The 19199-nt window shown below is 72.9% G+C and carries 16 protein-coding genes; 9 read left to right on the top strand and 7 right to left on the bottom strand.

Annotated features, from left to right (window positions below):
- The first annotated feature begins 89 nt into the window (after positions 1–89).
- On the top strand, positions 90–863 hold the full coding sequence (locus CD790_RS03665) for a protein phosphatase 2C domain-containing protein (protein ID WP_144381484.1): 774 nt from the start codon (positions 90–92) through the stop codon (positions 861–863).
- 22 nt (positions 864–885) lie between these two features.
- Here CD790_RS03665 and CD790_RS03660 read toward each other — a convergent pair whose 3' ends face one another.
- Positions 886–1362: a MarR family winged helix-turn-helix transcriptional regulator gene (locus CD790_RS03660; RefSeq protein ID WP_144381892.1), complete on the bottom strand. Its 477-nt coding sequence runs from the start codon at positions 1360–1362 to the stop codon at positions 886–888.
- A gap of 337 nt (positions 1363–1699) precedes the next feature.
- Here CD790_RS03660 and CD790_RS03655 point away from each other — a divergent pair, with 337 nt between their 5' ends.
- Positions 1700–2554, top strand: coding sequence for a lysozyme (locus CD790_RS03655; protein WP_144381483.1), 855 nt, complete (start codon positions 1700–1702; stop codon positions 2552–2554).
- 39 nt (positions 2555–2593) lie between these two features.
- On the opposite strand, the gene CD790_RS03650 is transcribed toward CD790_RS03655, so the two are convergent.
- The 3 genes from CD790_RS03650 to CD790_RS03640 all read right to left on the bottom strand — a co-directional run bounded on the left by CD790_RS03650 (position 2594) and on the right by CD790_RS03640 (position 6869).
- Positions 2594–3190 carry a Uma2 family endonuclease gene (locus tag CD790_RS03650; protein WP_313956465.1) on the bottom strand — a complete coding sequence of 199 codons (597 nt, stop codon included), beginning with the start codon at positions 3188–3190 and terminating at the stop codon, positions 2594–2596.
- Between the two features lie 128 nt (positions 3191–3318).
- Complete coding sequence (lon, locus tag CD790_RS03645; protein ID WP_144381481.1) at positions 3319–5733, bottom strand: endopeptidase La; 2415 nt, start codon at positions 5731–5733, stop codon at positions 3319–3321.
- A gap of 107 nt (positions 5734–5840) precedes the next feature.
- Positions 5841–6869 (bottom strand): GlxA family transcriptional regulator, encoded by a 1029-nt coding sequence (locus CD790_RS03640; protein ID WP_144381480.1) that lies wholly within the window; start codon positions 6867–6869, stop codon positions 5841–5843.
- Between the two features lie 199 nt (positions 6870–7068).
- Here CD790_RS03640 and CD790_RS03635 point away from each other — a divergent pair, with 199 nt between their 5' ends.
- Both CD790_RS03635 and CD790_RS03630 read left to right on the top strand, forming a co-directional pair.
- Positions 7069–7956, top strand: a complete 888-nt coding sequence (locus CD790_RS03635; protein ID WP_144381479.1) for an NAD(P)-dependent oxidoreductase — start codon at positions 7069–7071, stop codon at positions 7954–7956.
- Positions 7953–8672 carry a maleylpyruvate isomerase N-terminal domain-containing protein gene (locus CD790_RS03630; protein WP_313956464.1) on the top strand — a complete coding sequence of 240 codons (720 nt, stop codon included), beginning with the start codon at positions 7953–7955 and terminating at the stop codon, positions 8670–8672. The genes CD790_RS03635 and CD790_RS03630 overlap by 4 nt, the downstream gene beginning before the upstream one ends.
- Before the next feature lie 99 nt (positions 8673–8771).
- Here CD790_RS03630 and CD790_RS03625 read toward each other — a convergent pair whose 3' ends face one another.
- Positions 8772–9512, bottom strand: a complete 741-nt coding sequence (locus tag CD790_RS03625; protein WP_144381478.1) for a rhomboid-like protein — start codon at positions 9510–9512, stop codon at positions 8772–8774.
- Between the two features lie 920 nt (positions 9513–10432).
- Between CD790_RS03625 and CD790_RS03620 the strand changes: the two genes are divergently transcribed.
- From CD790_RS03620 to CD790_RS03600, 5 genes are all read left to right on the top strand, one after another.
- Positions 10433–11152 carry a spermidine synthase gene (locus CD790_RS03620; RefSeq protein WP_144381477.1) on the top strand — a complete coding sequence of 240 codons (720 nt, stop codon included), beginning with the start codon at positions 10433–10435 and terminating at the stop codon, positions 11150–11152.
- Between the two features lie 105 nt (positions 11153–11257).
- Positions 11258–11998 (top strand): response regulator transcription factor, encoded by a 741-nt coding sequence (locus CD790_RS03615; protein WP_144381476.1) that lies wholly within the window; start codon positions 11258–11260, stop codon positions 11996–11998.
- Entirely contained in the window at positions 11995–13116 is a 1122-nt protein-coding gene (locus CD790_RS03610) for an ATP-binding protein (protein ID WP_144381475.1), read from the top strand. Before CD790_RS03615 ends, CD790_RS03610 begins: the two co-directional genes overlap by 4 nt.
- Positions 13117–13376: 260 nt before the next feature.
- A complete protein-coding gene (locus CD790_RS03605; RefSeq protein WP_144381474.1) occupies positions 13377–17222 on the top strand; it encodes a multifunctional oxoglutarate decarboxylase/oxoglutarate dehydrogenase thiamine pyrophosphate-binding subunit/dihydrolipoyllysine-residue succinyltransferase subunit in 3846 nt (1281 codons plus the stop codon).
- Between the two features lie 99 nt (positions 17223–17321).
- Positions 17322–17504 carry a DUF6104 family protein gene (locus tag CD790_RS03600; protein ID WP_005312030.1) on the top strand — a complete coding sequence of 61 codons (183 nt, stop codon included), beginning with the start codon at positions 17322–17324 and terminating at the stop codon, positions 17502–17504.
- Between the two features lie 49 nt (positions 17505–17553).
- Here CD790_RS03600 and CD790_RS03595 read toward each other — a convergent pair whose 3' ends face one another.
- Together CD790_RS03595 and CD790_RS03590 are read right to left on the bottom strand one after the other, a co-directional pair.
- On the bottom strand, positions 17554–18372 hold the full coding sequence (locus CD790_RS03595; protein ID WP_144381473.1) for an AfsR/SARP family transcriptional regulator: 819 nt from the start codon (positions 18370–18372) through the stop codon (positions 17554–17556).
- Between the two features lie 20 nt (positions 18373–18392).
- Positions 18393–19070, bottom strand: coding sequence for a TetR/AcrR family transcriptional regulator (locus tag CD790_RS03590; protein ID WP_144381472.1), 678 nt, complete (start codon positions 19068–19070; stop codon positions 18393–18395).
- Between the last annotated feature and the right edge of the window lie 129 nt (positions 19071–19199).

Genomic DNA, 19199 nt, shown 5'->3' with positions numbered 1-19199 from the left:
CGGGCCCGCGCGTAAGACCTCCCGGACACCTTCCGGGCGGGCCCGACACGCGCGACGGAGCCGCCCTCCCGGCCCGGCACACTGGCCGCATGCGCATAGAACTCGCGACCGCGCCCGGAGACCCTCAACGCCCCAACGAGGACTACGCGTCAGTAGCGCTACCGGCGTCGGGCCACGGCGGGGCGCTGGTCCTGCTGGACGGAGTCACCCCACCGCCCGACGGCGACGACGGCTGCACCCACGGCGTCCCCTGGTTCACGGCCCGGCTGGGCGGGGCGCTCCTCGAACTGTCCGGTTCACGGCGGGACACATCGCTGGCGGACTGCCTCTCGGCCGCGATCGAGCGAACCACCGACACACACGCTCAAACCTGTGAAATTTCTCACGCGCTCACGCCCCAGGCCACGGTGGTCACCGCCCGCTGGGACGCGGAGCGGGTGGAGTACCTGGTGCTGTCGGACTCGGTCCTGCTGATCGAGGCGCCCGACGGCACCGTGACGCCCGTCCTCGACGACCGCATCGACCGGCTGCGGGCCGCCGGCCGTCGGCTGGCCCCGCTGCGCAACATGGAGGGCGGCTTCTTCACCGCCGCAGCCGACCCGGCCGTCGCGGCCCGGGCGGTGACCGGATCGCTGCCGCGCGGCTCCGTGCGCACCCTCGCCGCGCTCACCGACGGGGCCACCCGCTGGGTGGAGGTGTTCGGCGAGGGCGACTGGACCCAGCTGACGGCCCTACTCCGCAAGGAGGGCCCCCAGGCGCTCATCGACCGGGTGCGCGCGGCGGAGGACGCGAACCCGGAGTCGGCGGGCGCCCTCTACGGAAAGGCGCACGACGACGCGGCGGTGATCCTGGCGGAGCTGTGACCAGACCCGGACCGCTGATCTCCTAGGTCGGATCCTCCCCCGCCGCCTGGGCCGCGCTGTTGAGCCGCCGCAGCAGCCGGGCCAGCTCGGCGACCTCGTTCCGCTCCCAGGACGCGAGGCGGTGGGCGTACTTGGCGCGCCGGGCGTTGCGCACGCTGCGGAAGCGCTCCCGACCCTCGCCGGTCATCTGCACCAGGAAGGCCCGACCGTCGGCGGGGTCGGGCGCCCGGGCGACCAGCCCGAGCTGCTCCAGCGCCCGCAGCTGGCGGCTCATGGTCGCCTTGCCCACGCCGAAGTAGGCGGCCAGGTCGGTGGCCCGCTGCTGTCCGGCGTCGTCCAGCCGCAGCAGCAGCCCGTACGCGGCGGGCTCCAGATCCGGATGCACCTCGCGGGCCATCTCCCCGGAGGAGGCGCGGGCGCGGCGAAGGAAGACCGCCAGTTCGCGTTCGAGGGCCAGGAACGCCTGGTCCACTCCTCGTACCTGCTCGGCCGGTGACACGCCCCGCCTGGAGGGGGTGGACCCGGTCTCGGCCCCGGTATTGTGCACGTCAGCGACCTCTCCGGATTTTCAGCTGGATGAAAGTTTCCTTCAGCCGTGGCCGTCGCCCCAGCTCGGCCAGTATTTCGCAGGATTAGACCAACGGCAGCAACCAGGCCCGCTTCGCAAGGGGTTTCTACGCCCGTAGCACGGAGCATGACATGGGCACACCAATGTGACGAGCCGGGGCGGGACCACACTCCCCCACCTCCGTTCACTCCTCCGGTTCACTTCCTCCGCTCACTCCGTCTCTCCCTCTCCCCCCACCTCCCCCCACCGAGGCTTTCGGAGGCATGCCATGCCTGTGCTCAGACCGGGACCGCGCCGCCGCACGTCGACCGCGCTCATCGGAGTCCTGACCGCCCTGGCCACCGCGCTGGCCCTGACCGCGACCCTGCCCGGCACGGCCACGGCCGACGATCGGCGCCCGTCCCCACAGGCCCAGGACCACTGGGCGGGGTCGCAGATCATCAAGCACGAGGGCCGCGCCCCGGCGGACGACGGGGACGGCTCCGGCTGGGAGCTCGCCGGCGTCGAGGGCGTCGACGTCAGCAGCCACCAGGGCAACGTCGACTGGGCGACGCTCTGGAACAGCGGTGTCCGCTTCGCCTATGTGAAGGCGACCGAGGGCACCACGTACAAGAACCCCTACTTCGCCCAGCAGTACAACGGCTCCTACAACGTCGGCATGGTCCGCGGCGCCTACCACTTCGCGCTGCCCAACGTGTCCAGCGGCGCCACCCAGGCGGCCTACTTCGCCGGCGACGGCGGCGGCTGGTCCAAGGACGGCAGGACGCTGCCCGGGGCGCTGGACATCGAGTACAACCCGTACGGAGACGACTGCTACGGCAAGAGCCACAGCGCGATGGTGAGCTGGCTCAAGGACTTCGTGAACACCTACCGGGCCCGCACCGGCCGTGACCCGGTCATCTACACCTCCACCAGCTGGTGGAAGCTGTGCACCGGCAACAACGCCTCGTTCGGCTCCGTCAATCCGCTGTGGATCCCCCGCTACGGCTCCTCGGTCGGCGAGCTCCCGGCGGGCTGGGGCTTCCACACCATCTGGCAGTACACCTCGTCCGGCCCCTACGTGGGCGACCACAACCGCTTCAACGGCGCGTACGAACGGCTCCAGGCGCTGGCGAAGGGGTGACGTTCTCGGGCGCCGCGTCCGGCGGGTTCCCCCGATGGCTCAGTCGCGGGGGAACTCGTCGGTCTGCAGTGTGAGCCCGAGGACCGTGTCCGTCAGGTCGACGGGGGTGCCGAAGTCACGGGTCACCTTGGTCAGGTACTCGCCGTCCTTGGGCGTCAGGAAAAGGTGCCACCTGCCGGTGTACGGGTCCGCGATCAGGTAGACGGGGATCTCGCCTTCGGCGTAGGCGTCCAGCTTCTTGCCGTAGTCGTTGTCGGCGGTCTCGCGCGAGATCACTTCCAGGACGAACTCGACGTCCTGATAGCGCCAGCGACGCCCTTCCTCCTGCTTGGCGTCGTCTGAGAGCTTGAAGAGGTCGGGGCAGAAGCCGTTGCGGTAGCCCGGAAGGTCGAGGCGGACATCCATCTTCAGCTTGCTTCGCCGCCCGAAACAAGCTCCCAGCTGGAACAGCACATCCTTGACGATGTCCGAGTGCGTGTCCCTCTGCGGCGACATGGCAACAGCCCCCTCGACGATCTCCGCCTTGAAACCCTCGGGGATGTCGTCGTACAGAAACTCGAACATCTCGTCCAAGTACTGCCGGTCGCTGTCGCCCATCTCGACCTCGATCCTGCTGTCAATCAGCTCGATGGTCACCGTGCGCTCCTCCCCGCTGCCGCACATCGCAGGCAGCCGCGCAGTACAACGATACGCACGGCGACCGGGTCACGTGCGTAACCCGGGACCCCGCTCGCGCGAGGCCCCGGGCCGCCCGATCGCGTCCGTCACGCCGCGACCGGGAGCTCCGCGGTGGCGGTGGCCGGCGTCAGGGCCAGCTCCAGCACCTGTCGCACGTCGGAGACGGGGTGGACCTCCAGCTTCGCCAGGACCTCGGCGGGGACGTCGTCCAGGTCGGGCTCGTTCCGCTTGGGGATGATCACGGTGGTGACCCCCGCCCGGTGGGCGGCCAGCAGCTTCTGCTTGACGCCGCCGATGGGCAGCACCCGCCCGGTGAGCGAGACCTCGCCGGTCATCGCCACCTCGGGCCGGACCTGACGGCCCGACAGCAGGGAGGCCAACGCCGTGGTCATGGTGATGCCGGCGCTGGGACCGTCCTTGGGAACGGCGCCCGCCGGCACATGGAGGTGGATGCCACGCTCCTTCAGATCGGCGACCGGCAGCTCCAGCTCGGCCCCGTGGGAGCGGAGGAAGGAGAGCGCGATCTGGGCCGACTCCTTCATCACCTCACCCAGTTGGCCGGTGAGGGTCAGCCCGGCGCCGCCGGTCTCCGGGTCGGCCAGGGACGCCTCGACGAAGAGGACGTCGCCGCCGGCGCCGGTGACCGCCAGGCCGGTGGCCACGCCCGGCACGGCGGTGCGGCGCTCGGCCGGGTCCTGGGCGGACTCGGGGGTGTGGTGCGGGCGGCCGATGAGCGGCCGCAGTCCGTCCACGTCGACGGTGACCGGCAGCTCCCGCTCACCGAGCTCGTGCTGGGCCGCCACCTTGCGCAGCAGCCGGGCGATGGAGCGCTCCAGGGTGCGCACGCCCGCCTCGCGGGTGTACTCCCCCGCCAGGCTGCGCAGCGCCTCGTCCGCCACCACGACCTCGCCCGGCTCCAGGCCGGCCCGCTCCAGCTGGCGCGGGAGCAGGTGGTCGCGGGCGATGACGACCTTCTCGTCCTCGGTGTAGCCGTCGAGGCGCACCAGCTCCATGCGGTCGAGCAGCGCCTCCGGGATGGCCTCCAGGACGTTGGCGGTGGCCAGGAAGACCACGTCGGACAGGTCGAGCTCGACCTCCAGGTAGTGGTCCCGGAAGGTGTGGTTCTGCGCCGGGTCCAGGACCTCCAGCAGGGCGGCCGCGGGGTCGCCGCGGAAGTCCGAGCCGACCTTGTCGATCTCGTCCAGGAGGACGACCGGGTTCATCGAGCCGGCCTCCTTGATCGCCCGGACGATCCGACCGGGCAGCGCGCCGACGTAGGTGCGCCGGTGGCCGCGGATCTCCGCCTCGTCGCGGACGCCGCCGAGCGCCACCCGGACGAACGTCCGGCCCATCGCGCGGGCGACGGACTCGCCGAGCGAGGTCTTGCCGACGCCGGGCGGGCCGACCAGCGCCAGCACCGCGCCGCCGCGCCGACCGCCGACGACGCCCAGGCCCCGGTCGGCCCGGCGCTTGCGCACCGCCAGGTACTCCACGATGCGGTCCTTGACGTCCTCCAAACCCGCGTGGTCGGCGTCGAGCACGGCCCTGGCGCCCCGGATGTCGTAGGCGTCCTCGGTCCGCTCGGTCCACGGGAGCTCCAGCACGGTGTCCAGCCAGGTGCGGATCCAGCCGCCCTCGGGGCTCTGGTCGCTGGCCCGCTCCAGCTTGTCGACCTCCTTGAGGGCGGCCTCCCGCACCTTGTCGGGCAGGTCGGCGGCCTCCACCCGCGCCCGGTAGTCGGCAGCCTCGTCAACCTCGGCCCCGGGTCCGCCGTTGAGCTCGGCCAGCTCCTTGCGCACCGCCTCCAACTGACGGCGCAGCAGGAACTCGCGCTGCTGCCTGTCGACGCCCTCCTGGACGTCCTTGGCGATGGACTCGGCGACGTCCTGCTCGGCGAGGTGGTCGCTGAGCCAGCCCACGGCCATCTTCAGCCGGGCCACCGGGTCGGTGGTCTCCAACAGCTCGACGCGCTGGGCGAGGGTGAGGAAGGGTGAGTAGCCGGAGTTGTCGGCGAGCTGGGCGAGGTCGTCGATCTGCTGCACCCGGTCCACCACCTGCCAGGCGCCGCGCTTGCGCAGCCAGCTGGTGGCGAGGGCCTTGTACTGGTTCATCAGCTCGGTGACCGAGCCGGGCAGCGGGTCGGGGACGACCTCCTCGATCGGGGTGCCCTCCACCCACAGCGCGGCGCCCGGCCCGGTGGTGCCGGCGCCGATCCGCACCCGGCGCACGCCGCGGATGAGCGCGCCCGGGTCGCCGTCGGAGAGTCGGCCCACCTGCTCGACCGTGCCCAGCGTGCCCAGCGCGGCGTAGGTGCCGTCGACCCGCGGCACCAGCAGCACGCGCGGCTTGCCGCCCTCGGAGCGGGCGGCGGCCTGGGCGGCCTCCACGGCCGCGCGCACCTCGTTGTCGGACAGGTCCAGGGGCACCACCATGCCGGGAAGCACGACCTCGTCGTCGAGCGGCAGCACAGGCAGGGTGAGCGGTGTGGACAGCGAAGCCATGATCTCCCCTTCGGCAGGCAAGTTGAGCTATGTCGACTCAATGCATGCGCCGCCGCCGATGTTCCCCGGGCGGGCCGAAGTGGTGTTCGCTGTGAGCGATCGACCCCTCAGGCCGCGGGCGTTCGCGGGAAGGCCCGCCGGTAGTCGGTCGGGGTGATGCCCACGTGCTGGGTGAAGTGGCGGCGCAGATTGGCCGCCGTGCCCAGCCCGCTGAGCTCACCGATCCGCTCGACCGGCAGGTCGGTCGTCTCCAGCAGGACCTGCGCCCGGGCCAGACGCTGGTGCAGCAGCCACTGCAGCGGGGTGCTGCCGGTGGCGGCCTGGAGCCGGCGGAAGAGGGTGCGCGGACTCATCGCGGCGCGCCGGGCCAGGTCCTCCACGGTCAGCGGCTCGTCCAGGTGCTCCCTGGCCCACTGCAGGACCGGTCCCAGACCGTCGCCGTCGCTGGTGGGCACCGAGCGGTCGATGAACTGCGCCTGGCCGCCCGGCCGGTGCGCCGGCACCACCATCGACCGCGCCAGCTGGTTGGCGACGTGCGCCCCGAGGTCACGTCGGACCAGGTGCAGGCACAGGTCCAGGCCAGCGGACATCCCGGCGCTGGTGAGCACGTCGCCGTCGTCCACGTAGAGCACCGAGTCGTCGACGCGCACCCCCGGGTAGCGGCGGGCCAGCTCGGCGGTGTGCGCCCAGTGCGCGGTGGCCCGGCGGCCGTCCAGGATGCCGGCGGCGGCCAGCGCGAAGGCCCCGTTGCACAGCGACACCATCCGGGCCCCGGCGGCGGACGCCGCGCGCAGCGCCTCGATCAGCTCCCCGGGCAGCTCGGCGCCCTCGGTGACGCTCGCCTCGGGGACCGAGGTGATGATCACGGTGTCGGCGCGGGCCAGCTCGTCCAGGCCGTACGGGGTGGAGACCCCGAAGCCCGCGCGGGTGGGCGCGGCTCCCGGCCGTGACCCGCACAGCCGCAGCTCGTACCAGCTCTCGGCCAGCTCCGGCTGCGGGCGGCCGAAGACGGCACAGGCGATGCTCAGTTCGTACAGGTCCCAGAGCGGGATGTCGGCGTCCTCGATGACGGCGACCGCCACGGAACCGGGGCCGCTCTTGGGAGGGACGGGGCGCACGGCGCTCGCGGAGTTCATGATCACGAGCGTAGGGCGGCCGGCCGCGGACTGGCAGGAATTTTGCGAGAGCCGTCATCCCCGCCACTGTCGGCGGCCGGAGCGCGGTGCGAGCGTGAAGGGGTGCTTGATCGACAAGCGCCGTCGACCCCTTCGTCGACCTCCTCGTCGACACCTCCGCGTCGACCCCCTTCCCCCTCGCGAACCAGGAGCGCACACCATGAGCCCATCTCCCGCCTCCCCCGCCTCCGTCTCCGTCCTCGGCCTCGGTTCGATGGGCCGGGCCCTGGCCGAGGCCATGCTGCGCGCGGGCCACCGGGTCACCGTCTGGAACCGCACCGCGGGCCGGGCCGACGCGCTGGTCGCCCAGGGCGCCCGGCCGGCCGCCGACGCCGCGGAGGCCGTCGCCGCCGGCGAGCTGGTGATCATCTGCGTCCTCGACTACACCGCGGTGCGCGAGATCCTCGACCCGGTGGGCGCCGGGCTCGCCGGCAAGGTCCTGGTGAACCTCACCTCCGGCTCGCCCGAGCTGGCCCGCGAGACGGAACGCTGGGCGGACGGGCTCGGCGCCACCTACCTCGACGCGGCGGTCATGAACACCCCGCCGGGGGTGGGCAAGCCCGAGTCGATGTTCTTCTACTCCGGCGCGCTGGACGCCTTCGACGCGCACCGCGCCACGCTCTCGGCCCTGGGCGACCCGCTGCACCTCGGCACCGACCCCGGCCTGTCCTCCCTCTACGACACCGCCCTGCTGGGCGTGATGTGGTCGGCGCTCGGCGGCTGGGCGCAGGGCGCGGCGCTGCTGGCCGGGGACGGGGTGACGGCCGAGGCGTTCACCCCGGTCGCGGTGCGCTGGCTGGGTGCCGTCGCCGGGTTCATCACCACCTACGCGCCGCAGGTCGACGCCGGCCGCTACCCCGGCGACGACGCCACGCTGGACGTGCACCGCGTCGCCATCGAGCACTTCGTGCACGCCAACGAGGCGGCGCGGCTGGACACCACGCTGCCCCGACTGCTGCGCGACCAGATCCAGCGCGCCATCGACGCCGGCCACGGCGCCGACAGCTACGCGGCCGTCGTCAAGGGGCTCGCCGAGGAGGGCGCGTGACGACCCCCGCGCGGACCCCGGACCCCGGACAGGCCACGCCCCTCGCGCGGACCGCGGCCCCGGAGCGGCTCGCGGCCCCCGCGCGGGCCGCGACCGCGGGGGCGGCACCGGCCCCGGACTGGCCCGCCCTGGTGTCCGCGGCCGCCATCGAGTGCAGCAAGGTCCTGGCGCGGGGCGCCGCCCAGGACTGGTCCCGTCCCGCCGGCGACGGCGACCTGGAGTGGAGCTGTCGCGCGACGCTCGACCACCTCGCGCTGGGCCTCGTCGCCTATACCGGCCTGCTCATCGCCCAACCCTCCGACCGCTTCGTCACCCTCTTCGCCTCCCTCGACGAGCAGGCGCCGATCCCCGCCTGCCTCGAGGGGATCCGCATCGCGGCCACGGTGCTGGCCTCGACCGTCCGCGACGCGGCTCCGAACGCGCGGGCCTGGCACCCCTGGGGCACCTCCGACGCGCCGGGGTTCGCCGCGATGGCGGTGGTCGAGCTGACCGTCCACACCTACGACATCGCCCGCACCCTCGGGCTGGACTGGCGCCCGCCGGACGCCCTGGCGGCCCCGGCGCTCGCCCGCCTCTTCCCGGAGGCCCCGGCTCCGCCCGAGGGTCCGGGGGCGGCCCTGCTGTGGTGCGCCGGCCGGGCGACCCTGCCCGGGCTGCCCCGACGTACGGAGTGGCGGTGGCAGGGGACCGTGCGGCCGCCGGGGTCGACGGGCTGAGCCCGGCGGGCGCCATTGGCGGCCGGGCCCGAGCCGCCCCGCGGCCCCGCCTCAGGGGGAATCGCGCCGGCGCCGTGGGCGGCCACCCGCCGGGGCGGGTCAGCGGGTGGCGGTGCGGCGCAGGTGGACCTGGCGGACGTACGGCCAGCAGGCCAGCCCGACCAGCAGGGCGATGGCGTGGCCCCAGTCGGTGAGCGGGTCGGTGGAGTCCCACAGCGCGGTGGCCAGCATGCCGCCGACGACGGCCAGCATCGACCAGCGCGGCCGCGGGCGCAGCAGCCCGGCCAGCGCGCCGACGCTCGCCATCAGCCCGTAGCTGATCCCGTAGTCCAGTCGGTTCAGCGAGCTCTCCGGCAGATGCCCGACGGCCACCGACACGGCGACCGGCACCTCGGTGAGCACCGTCGCCGCCACATGCCCGGACAGGAAGATCGCCGCGGTGCGCGGCCCCCCGACGCGACGCTCCAGGGAGGTCAGGACGGACAGGAACACCAGGATGGACGGCGACAGCAGCCCGCCCGCCACCCAGGCGCCGCTCGCCAGCAGCACCAGCAGCGGGCGTTCGGCGAGGTGGGAGACGTCCGTGCTCGATCCGGCGAGCAGCGCCCGCACCGTCTCCGGGTCGCCCAGGTCCGCGAAGACGCTGGTCGCCAGCAACAGCAGCCCGTAGCCGAGGGTGAACGGGGTCCGGGCGGGCGTGGGCACCAGCCGCGCCAGCGCCCGCGCGGCGCGGGCCGGCCGCGCGGCGCCGGGTGTGCGGGGCCGCGCGGGCGCGCCGAGCTGCGGGGTGCTGACGGCGGGAGCGGTGCTCTTCCGGCCCCGGACCGGGCGGGGCAGCACGCCCCGGCGACCACGTGGCGGCGGGGCCGGCGCGGTGCCCGGCAGAGCCGTCCGGCCGTCGCGGCGCGCGTGCGGGGTGGGGGCGACGGGCCTGCGGGGCTTGCGCCCACGCGGCGGACGCGGCCCGAGCGGCGCGGGGGCCCGACGGGCGGCGCTCCGCGGGCCGGGGGCGTCGGCGCCCGCTCCGGCCCGGCCTCGCCCGCCAGCCGGCGACGGGGACGGCGACGGGGACGGGGTCGCGACGGTCGCCCCGGCCGTGCCAGGACCGTCGGACGACGGGGAGTCGGCGGCAGGGGCGGAGGCGGCAGGTCCGCTCCGACCGGACCTCCGGACCCGCGTCCCCCGCTCACGGCCACCGGCCGGCGGCCGCGGCGCGGTGGCACCGGGGGCCGCTGTCGGGGCGCCGGGGGTCGCGCGGGTCGGGGCCGGCGTCTCCGCTCCCGGGGCCGGGTCGGGCGCCGAGTGCGGCCCGCACCCCTCGTCCGGCGAGGGAGACCGGTTCGACCGGGACGGCGAAGCCGGCGAAACCGGCGAGGGTCGTGAAGACGGCGAGCGCGGCGAGGGGCGCGGAGACGGCGAGCTCGACGCGGCCTCGGGGGGCCGGGGAGGTCGACGGCGCGGGGTGCGGCGGGGTGCCGGTCCGGCGGCGAGAGGCGCCGTCGCCCGGGCGCTCACGGGCGGCGCGTCGGTCGTGGCCGGGGCCGGCCGGCCCGCCGGCCGTGTCTCTGAGGCCGACGACTCGAACGCTCGCTCCCGGGTCACTTCGCGCGACTCCTCCCTCACGCACGACTCGGTGACAACAATTGACCATGAAGCCGTGGGACGGCGGCGAGCGCTGATGTGATTGCCATCACATTTCACGGCTCGCGAGCAACCTGACCCGCGTCGAACACATCGCTTCGAACCCTGGAGGCCCGCACATGCCACCGCCCTACGAGGCCAGCCCCGTCGAGCACGCCGCCGACCGGCGGCCGGTGACCCTGGAGCGCAGGACTGGGCCGTTCGGGGAGGTGGTGCTGCGGCGGCGGGACGAGACGTACGAGATCATCGCCAACGGGGTCTTCCTGATGGACACCTCCGACGGGCGCTCCGAGCGGCTGCTGGTGCACGCCGCGCTGGCGGCGCTGCGCACCCCGTCCGACCACCGGGCCCCGCACCTGCTCATCGGCGGCCTCGGGGTCGGCTTCTCACTCGCCGAGGCGGCCGCCGAGCCGCGCTGGGGACGGATCACGGTCGTCGAGCGTGAGGCCGCGGTGATCGACTGGCACCGCGAGGGCCCGTTGGCGGAGATCTCCGCCACGGCGCTGGCCGACCCCCGCACCGAGATCGCCCACACCGACCTGGTGGCCCATGTGCGCGCCGCGACCCCCGGGTCCTACGACGCCCTGTGCCTGGACATCGACAACGGCCCGGACTGGACCGTCACCGAGGACAACGACGGGCTGTACACCCCGACGGGGTTGGCCGCCTGCCGTGCCGCCCTGTCACCCGGCGGAGTGCTCGCGGTCTGGTCCGCGCGGCCGTCGTCCGTTTTCGAAACAGCCTTGCGGAATGCCGGTTTCACAGGCGTACGAACCGAAGAGATCGCCGTTGCCCGTGGTGTCCCCGACGTGGTCCACCTCGCCGTTCGGGGCGCGTAGCCGAGCCCCTCGCGATGCCTTTACGCTCTTGCCTTACGAACGCGACCGGTACGGGCGGTGACCGTCCGGGTACGCGGGTACGAAGGACGACGCAGGGGCGGGCGTATGGAGCAGACACACACGACCCACAACGGCGCCGCCGCGACCACACCGGGCGCGCAGCGCAGAGTGCTGGTCGTCGAGGACGATCCGACGATCGTGGACGCCATCGCGGCCCGGCTGCGCGCCGAGGGGTTCCAGGTGCAGACCGCCGGCGACGGCCCGGCGGCGGTGGACACGGCCGAGGCCTGGCAGCCGGACCTGCTGGTCCTCGATGTGATGCTGCCGGGCTTCGACGGCCTGGAGGTGTGCCGTCGGGTGCAGGCCCGGCGACCGGTGCCGGTGCTGATGCTCACGGCACGCGACGACGAGACGGACATGCTGGTGGGGCTTGGGGTCGGCGCCGACGACTACATGACCAAGCCCTTCTCGATGCGGGAGCTGGCGGCGCGGGTGCACGTCCTGCTGCGCCGGGTGGAGCGGGCGGCGCTGGCAGCGCACACCCCGCGCAGCGGCATCCTGCGGCTGGGCGAGCTGGAGATCGACCACGCCCAGCGCCGGGTGCGGGTTCGTGGCAACGATGTCCACCTCACCCCCACCGAGTTCGACCTGCTGGTGTGCCTGGCCAACACGCCGCGCGCGGTGCTCTCCCGGGAGCAGCTGCTGGCGGAGGTGTGGGACTGGGCGGACGCCTCCGGCACCCGGACCGTGGACAGCCACATCAAGGCGCTGCGCCGGAAGATCGGCGCCGAGCGGATCCGCACCGTGCACGGCGTCGGGTACGCCCTGGAGACCCCCGCGGCATGAGACTCCCGCCGGGACGGGCCGCCTGGAGTCGGGTATGGGAGGCGCTGCGGCCCTTCGACCCCTACCGGTCGGTGAAGGCGGCGCTCGGGGCGCTGGTCATCGGCTCGGTGATCATCACCACCCTGCTGGTGTTCGTGGCCGCGCACTCCGACACCGAGCTCCGCGTCATCACGATCTTCTCGATCATCGCCTCGCTGCTGATCACGCAGTTCGTGGCGCACGGGCTGTCCGCCCCGCTGGACGAGATGACCGAGGTCACCCGGGCGATGGCGCACGGGGACTACACCCGGCGGGTGCGGGCGGCCGAGCGCCGGGACGAGTTCGGCGCCCTGGCCACCGCCTTCAACCGGATGGCCGCCGACCTGGAGGCGGTGGACACCCACCGCAAGGAACTGGTGGCCAACGTCTCGCATGAGCTGCGCACCCCGATCGCCGCCCTGCGGGCCGTGCTGGAGAACGTGGTCGACGGCGTCTCCGAGGCGGATCCGGAGACCATGCGGATCGCGCTGCGGCAGACCGAGCGGCTGAGCCGGCTGGTGGAGCAGCTGCTGGACCTGTCCCGGTTGGACAACGGGGTGGTGCCGCTGCACGCCCGACGCTTCGAGGTGTGGCCGTATCTGGCCGGCATCCTCAAGGAGGCGAGCATGGCCAAGAGCGCCGCCTCCGATCCACGCGCCGGTTCCCACTCCCGCAAGGACGTCCACCTCAACCTGGACGTCTTTCCTCCGGACCTCACCGCGCACGCCGACGGCGAGCGGCTGCACCAGGTGGTCGCCAACCTGATCGACAACGCCGTGAAGCACAGCCCGGCCCACGGCCGGGTCACGGTGCGCGCCCGGCGCGGCGACGGCGCCCAGAGCCTGGAGCTGGAGGTCATCGACGAGGGCCCGGGCATCCCCGAGGCGGAGCGCCATCGGGTGTTCGAGCGCTTCAACCGGGGCGGCCCCAAGGCCGCCGGCCAGGGCCAGGGCTCCGGGGGCGACGGGGGCACCGGCCTGGGGCTGGCCATCGCCCGCTGGGCGGTGGATCTGCACGGTGGCCGCATAGGGGTGGCCGAATCCCCTCGTGGCTGCCGGATCAAGGTCAGCCTTCCGGGTGTCGATCGCGACCCGGGTTGACCTGCCGTGCCGTAGGGTCGAGAGCGGAAGCACACATTCGAGCGGTGTGAGGCGCGCTTTTTGCGTACCCGCGTGCGGACCGTACGGATCAGACAGGGCCGAAATGACGGGTGTTTCCCGCCGTGCCGCGCCCCGAAACCCGTCGATCAATGTGACATGCACGACGATGACCTGTGCGACCTGCACGTAAGGGGCCAAGAGGCGTAGCCTTTATTCCCGCTGTCCACCACCTTAGGAAGCGGAAGAGGGCGGTTGCCGCCGTGTCGCCACAGTCCCCCAACACTTCGAGCGTCTCGACCGACAAGGACGGGCAAGGGAAGACCCCTGCCGACGCCTTCGGTCCCAATGAGTGGCTCGTCGACGAGATCTACCAGCAGTACCTCCAGGACCCGAACTCGGTCGACCGAGCCTGGTGGGACTTCTTCGCCGACTACAAGCCTGGCAAGGACACGAGCTCTGCGGTGGCCGCGCCATCGCAGGCCGTGAGCGGGGGTGCCGCGCCCGTCGTGCCGGCCCCCGCCGCCTCGGGGGCGGCGGGCACCACCGCCGCCGCGCCGGCCACGCCGCCGGCCCCGACCGCCGCGAGCGGCACCGCCGCCGCGGGGGCGGCGGGTGCCGCCCCGGCCGCCGCCAGGCCGGCCGCACCGGCGAAGCCCACCGCGCAGGCCCCGGCCGCGCCGGCGAAGCCCGCCGCCGCCAAGCCCGCGGCCGCCGCCAAGCCGGCCGCCGCCGCGCCCGGCGGTCCGGAGTTCGTGACGCTGCGCGGCCCGTCCGCCGCGGTCGCCAAGAACATGAGCGCGAGCCTCGACCTCCCGACCGCGACCAGCGTGCGGGCCGTCCCGGTCAAGCTGCTCTTCGACAACCGCATCGTCATCAACAACCACCTGAAGCGCGCCCGGGGCGGGAAGATCTCCTTCACCCACCTCATCGGCTACGCGATGGTGCGTGCGATCAAGACGATGCCGTCGATGAACTACTCCTTCGCGGAGAAGGACGGCAAGCCGACGCTGGTCAAGCCGCCGCACGTCAACCTCGGTCTCGCCATCGACCTGGTGAAGCCGAACGGCGACCGCCAGCTGGTCGTCGCGGCGATCAAGAAGGCCGAGACGCTGAACTTCTTCGAGTTCTGGCAGGCCTACGAGGACATCGTCCGCCGCGCCCGCGCGAACAAGCTGACGATGGACGACTTCACCGGCGTCACCGTCTCGCTGACCAACCCGGGCGGCATCGGCACCGTGCACTCCGTGCCCCGCCTGATGCCCGGCCAGTCCGTGATCATGGGCGTCGGCGCGATGGAGTACCCGGCCGAGTTCCAGGGCACCTCCCAGGACACCCTGAACAAGCTGGGCGTCTCCAAGGTGATGACGCTGACCTCGACCTACGACCACCGCGTCATCCAGGGCGCCGCCTCCGGCGAGTTCCTGCGCATCGTCTCGAACCTGCTCCTCGGCGAGGACGGCTTCTACGACGACATCTTCGAGGCGCTGCGGATCCCGTACGAGCCGATCCGCTGGCTGAAGGACATCGACGCCTCGCACGACGACGACGTCACCAAGGCGGCGCGCGTCTTCGAGCTGATCCACTCCTACCGGGTGCGCGGCCACGTCATGGCCGACACCGACCCGCTGGAGTACCGCCAGCGCAAGCACCCGGACCTGGACATCACCGAGCACGGGCTCACCCTGTGGGACCTGGAGCGCGAGTTCGCCGTCGGCGGCTTCGCCGGCAAGTCGATGATGAAGCTGCGCGACATCCTGGGCGTGCTGCGCGACTCGTACTGCCGCACCACCGGCATCGAGTTCATGCACATCCAGGACCCGAAGCAGCGCAAGTGGATCCAGGACCGCGTGGAGCGGCCGCACGCCAAGCCGGAGCGCGAGGAGCAGCTGCGCATCCTGCGCCGGCTGAACTCGGCCGAGGCGTTCGAGACCTTCCTGCAGACGAAGTACGTCGGGCAGAAGCGGTTCTCGCTGGAGGGCGGCGAGTCCGTGATCCCGCTGCTCGACGCGGTGATCGACGCGGCCGCCGAGTCGCGCCTGGACGAGGTCGTCATCGGCATGGCCCACCGTGGCCGGCTCAACGTGCTCGCCAACATCGTGGGCAAGTCCTACGCACAGATCTTCCGCGAGTTCGAGGGCAACCTCGACCCGAAGTCGATGCACGGCTCCGGCGACGTGAAGTACCACCTGGGCGCCGAGGGCACCTTCACCGGCCTGGACGGCGAGCAGATCCAGGTCTCGCTGACCGCCAACCCCTCCCACCTGGAGGCGGTCGACCCGGTCGTGGAGGGCGTCGCGCGCGCCAAGCAGGACATCATCGGCAAGGCGGGCACCGACTTCACCGTGCTGCCGGTGGCGCTGCACGGCGACGCGGCCTTCGCCGGCCAGGGCGTCGTCGCGGAGACGCTGAACATGTCGCAGCTGCGCGGCTACCGCACCGGCGGCACCGTGCACATCGTCATCAACAACCAGGTCGGCTTCACCGCCGCGCCGGAGGCCTCGCGCTCCTCCATGTACGCCACCGACGTGGCCCGCATGATCGAGGCTCCGATCTTCCACGTGAACGGTGACGACCCGGAGGCCGTGGTCCGCGTCGCGCGGCTGGCCTTCGAGTTCCGCCAGGCGTTCAACAAGGACGTCGTCATCGACCTGATCTGCTACCGCCGTCGCGGCCACAACGAGTCGGACAACCCGGCCTTCACCCAGCCGCTGATGTACGACCTGATCGACAAGAAGCGCTCGGTGCGCAAGCTCTACACCGAGTCCCTCATCGGTCGCGGCGACATCACGCTGGAGGAGGCCGAGCAGGCGCTGCAGGACTTCCAGGGCCAGCTGGAGAAGGTCTTCACCGAGGTCCGCGAGGCCACCGCGACCCCGGCCCCGGCCGAGGTCCCCGAGCCGCAGGCGGAGTTCCCGGCGGCGGTGCAGACCGGCGTCTCCCAGGAGGTCGTCAAGCGCATCGCCGAGTCCCAGGTGAACATCCCCGACCACGTCACCGTGCACCCGCGACTGCTCCCGCAGCTCCAGCGGCGCGCGGCCATGGTCGAGGACGGCACCATCGACTGGGGCATGGGCGAGACCCTGGCGATCGGCTCGCTGCTGATGGAGGGCACCCCGGTCCGGCTCGCCGGCCAGGACTCCCGCCGCGGCACCTTCGGCCAGCGCCACGCGGTGCTCATCGACCGTGAGACCGGCGAGGACTACACCCCGCTGCTCTACCTCTCCGACGACCAGGCGCGCTTCACCGTCTACGACTCGCTGCTGAGCGAGTACGCGGCGATGGGCTTCGAGTACGGCTACTCGCTGGCCCGCCCGGACGCGCTGGTGATGTGGGAGGCGCAGTTCGGCGACTTCGTCAACGGCGCGCAGACCGTCGTGGACGAGTTCATCTCCTCCGCCGAGCAGAAGTGGGGCCAGACCTCCGGCGTCACGCTGCTGCTGCCGCACGGCTACGAGGGCCAGGGCCCGGACCACTCCTCGGCCCGTCCCGAGCGCTTCCTCCAGCTGTGCGCCCAGGACAACATGACGGTCGCCATGCCGACGCTGCCGTCGAACTACTTCCACCTGCTGCGCTGGCAGGTGCACAACCCGCACCACAAGCCGCTGGTCGTCTTCACCCCGAAGTCGATGCTCCGGCTCAAGGCGGCCTCCTCGAAGGCGGAGGAGTTCACCAGTGGCGGGTTCCGCCCGGTCATCGGCGATGACTCGGTGGACCCGGCGGCGGTGCGCAAGGTCGTCTTCACCTCCGGCAAGGTCTACTACGACCTGGTGGCGGAGCGGGAGAAGCGCGGCATCACCGACACCGCGCTGATCCGGCTGGAGCGGCTGTACCCGCTGCCGGGTGCGGAGCTCCAGGCGGAGATCTCCAAGTACGCGGGTGCCGAGAAGTTCGTGTGGGCCCAGGAGGAGCCGGCGAACCAGGGTGCCTGGCCGTTCATCGCGCTCAACCTGATCGACCACCTGGACCTGGCGGTGGGTGCCGACCTGCCGCCGGCCGAGCGGCTGCGGCGGGTCTCCCGTCCGCACTCCTCGTCCCCGGCGGTCGGTTCGAACAAGCGCCACCAGGCCGAGCAGCAGGCCCTGGTCAGCGAGGTCTTCGACTGCTGACCGAGGCGCCCGAGCAAGGCGTCGTGCACCGGAAGGCCCGGTCCCCGCACACCGCGGGGACCGGGCCTTCCGGCGTACCGGGCGTACTAGGCTGTTCGCATGTACTTCACCGACCGTGGCATCGAGGAGCTGGAGAAGCGGCGCGGCGAGGAGGAGGTCACCTTCGAGTGGCTCGCCGAGCAGCTGCGCACCTTCGTCGACCTGAACCCGGACTTCGAGGTGCCGGTGGAGCGGCTGGCCACCTGGCTGGCCCGCCTCGACGACGAGGACGACGAGGAGTAAGCGCTGCCGTAGCGGCACGCACGGCGCCGGCGGTCCGCGGCGCCCGCGGTCAGGCCACGGCCGGCCCCCGGCCCGGGGCGGGCGCCGGTGCCTCGTGGTCCAGCCGGGGGTCGCAGCTCAGCACGGCCTGCTGGAGCCGCTGCAACCGCAGCGACGGCTCCAGGCCGAGCTCCTCGGCCATCGCCAGCCGCAGCCGCTGGTAGACGGCGAGCGCCCGGGTGCGCTGGCCGGAGCGGTGCAGGGCGAGCATGTACTGGCCGTGCATCCCCTCGTGGAAGCGGTGCTCGACGATGAGCGCGGCCAGGTCGCACAGCGCCTCCTGGTGGCCGCCGAGTCGCAGCCGGCACTCGATGCTCCGCTCGGTGACGGTGAGTCGGGACTGTTCCAGCCGGGCGACCGCCGCCTGGAGCGGTCGGCCGTGCGCCACATCCATCAGGGCCGGTCCCTGCCAGAGCCGCAGCGCGCGCCGGAACGCGGACTCCGCGGTGCGCTCGTCGCCGCCCTCCAGCGCGCAGTCCCCGGCGGACACCAGGTCGCGGTAGGCGTGCAGATCCAGCTCGCCGGGGCGCAGCAGGAAGGCGTAGCCGCCGGGCCGGGTCTGCAGCACGTCGCGGGCGACGGCCGCGGGCGTGGTGGACAGCGTCTCGGCGAGCAGCTTGCGCAGATGCAGGATGTAGGTCTGGAGCGTGGTCGGCGCGGTGCGGGGTGGTGCGTCGCCCCACAGCTCCGCCATGAGCGCCGACACCGGCACCACCCGGCCGTCGTTCAGCAGCAGCAGCGACAGGACCTTCCGCGGTTTCATCGCGGTCGGGACCGCGGACCTGGTGCCATGGTGCAGCGTCAGCGGTCCGAGAACGTGTCCGAACATGGGTGCCACCTCCTCACACGTCACCTGCGGTACGCGCGGACGAACAGCTCGGCGGCCTGCTCGCAGATGTCCGCGGCCTCACGGCCGGTCAGCGGGCGGGTGCCGTACATGGACTGGTGCAGGCCCTGTTGCACCAGGAGCGCCACGAACTGACGGGCTCCGGTCTCCGGGTCGGGGACGCTCAGCTCACCCCGCGCGTCACGGTGGCGAAGCGTTTCAGCAAGGGCGGACACCAGTTGCCGGGGCTCCCCCTCGGCGCAGGCCGGGCGCAGCCAGGGGTGGCGCGCGACCTCGGCGATGACCAGCCGGCGCAGCGCGGAGGCGCGCTCGTCCAGCAGCACCTGGAGCACTCGGTGGCCGAAGGCGGTCAGCGCCGCGCGGGCGTCCCGCTCCGCGTCGTCGTCGGGCCCCGCGGCGCCGGGCGCGAAGCCCTCCGCCACCCGTCGGCGCTCGCCCTCGACCGCGGCGATGAACAGGGTCTGCTTGTCGCCGAAGTGGTTGTAGACCGTCTGCTTGGACACCCGGGCCTCGTCGGCGATGACGTCGACGCTGGCCCGTGCGTACCCCTCGCGCAGGAAGACCGCGACGGCGGCCTCCAGGATGGCCTGCCGCTTGGCGGGCTGCGGGCCCGCCGGGCGTCCGGGGGCGCCGCGTCGTGGCGACGCCTCCCGCGTCCGTGGCCCGCTGTGCGTGCGCATCGCCCGCCGTCCTCTCGCCGTCCCGGCCACTTCGATTATCTGACTGTCCCTCAGTCTGCCCTTGCCATCAGTGGACTTGCGAGTCTAGCCTTCCAGATCTGGACTGGACCAGACCGTCCAGTCCAGTTA

Source organism: Streptomyces sp. SAJ15 (assembly GCF_007595705.1).
GTDB lineage: Bacteria > Actinomycetota > Actinomycetes > Streptomycetales > Streptomycetaceae > Streptomyces.
Note: the sequence above shows the minus strand (reverse complement) of the source record. Positions and strands in the feature narration are given on the sequence as shown.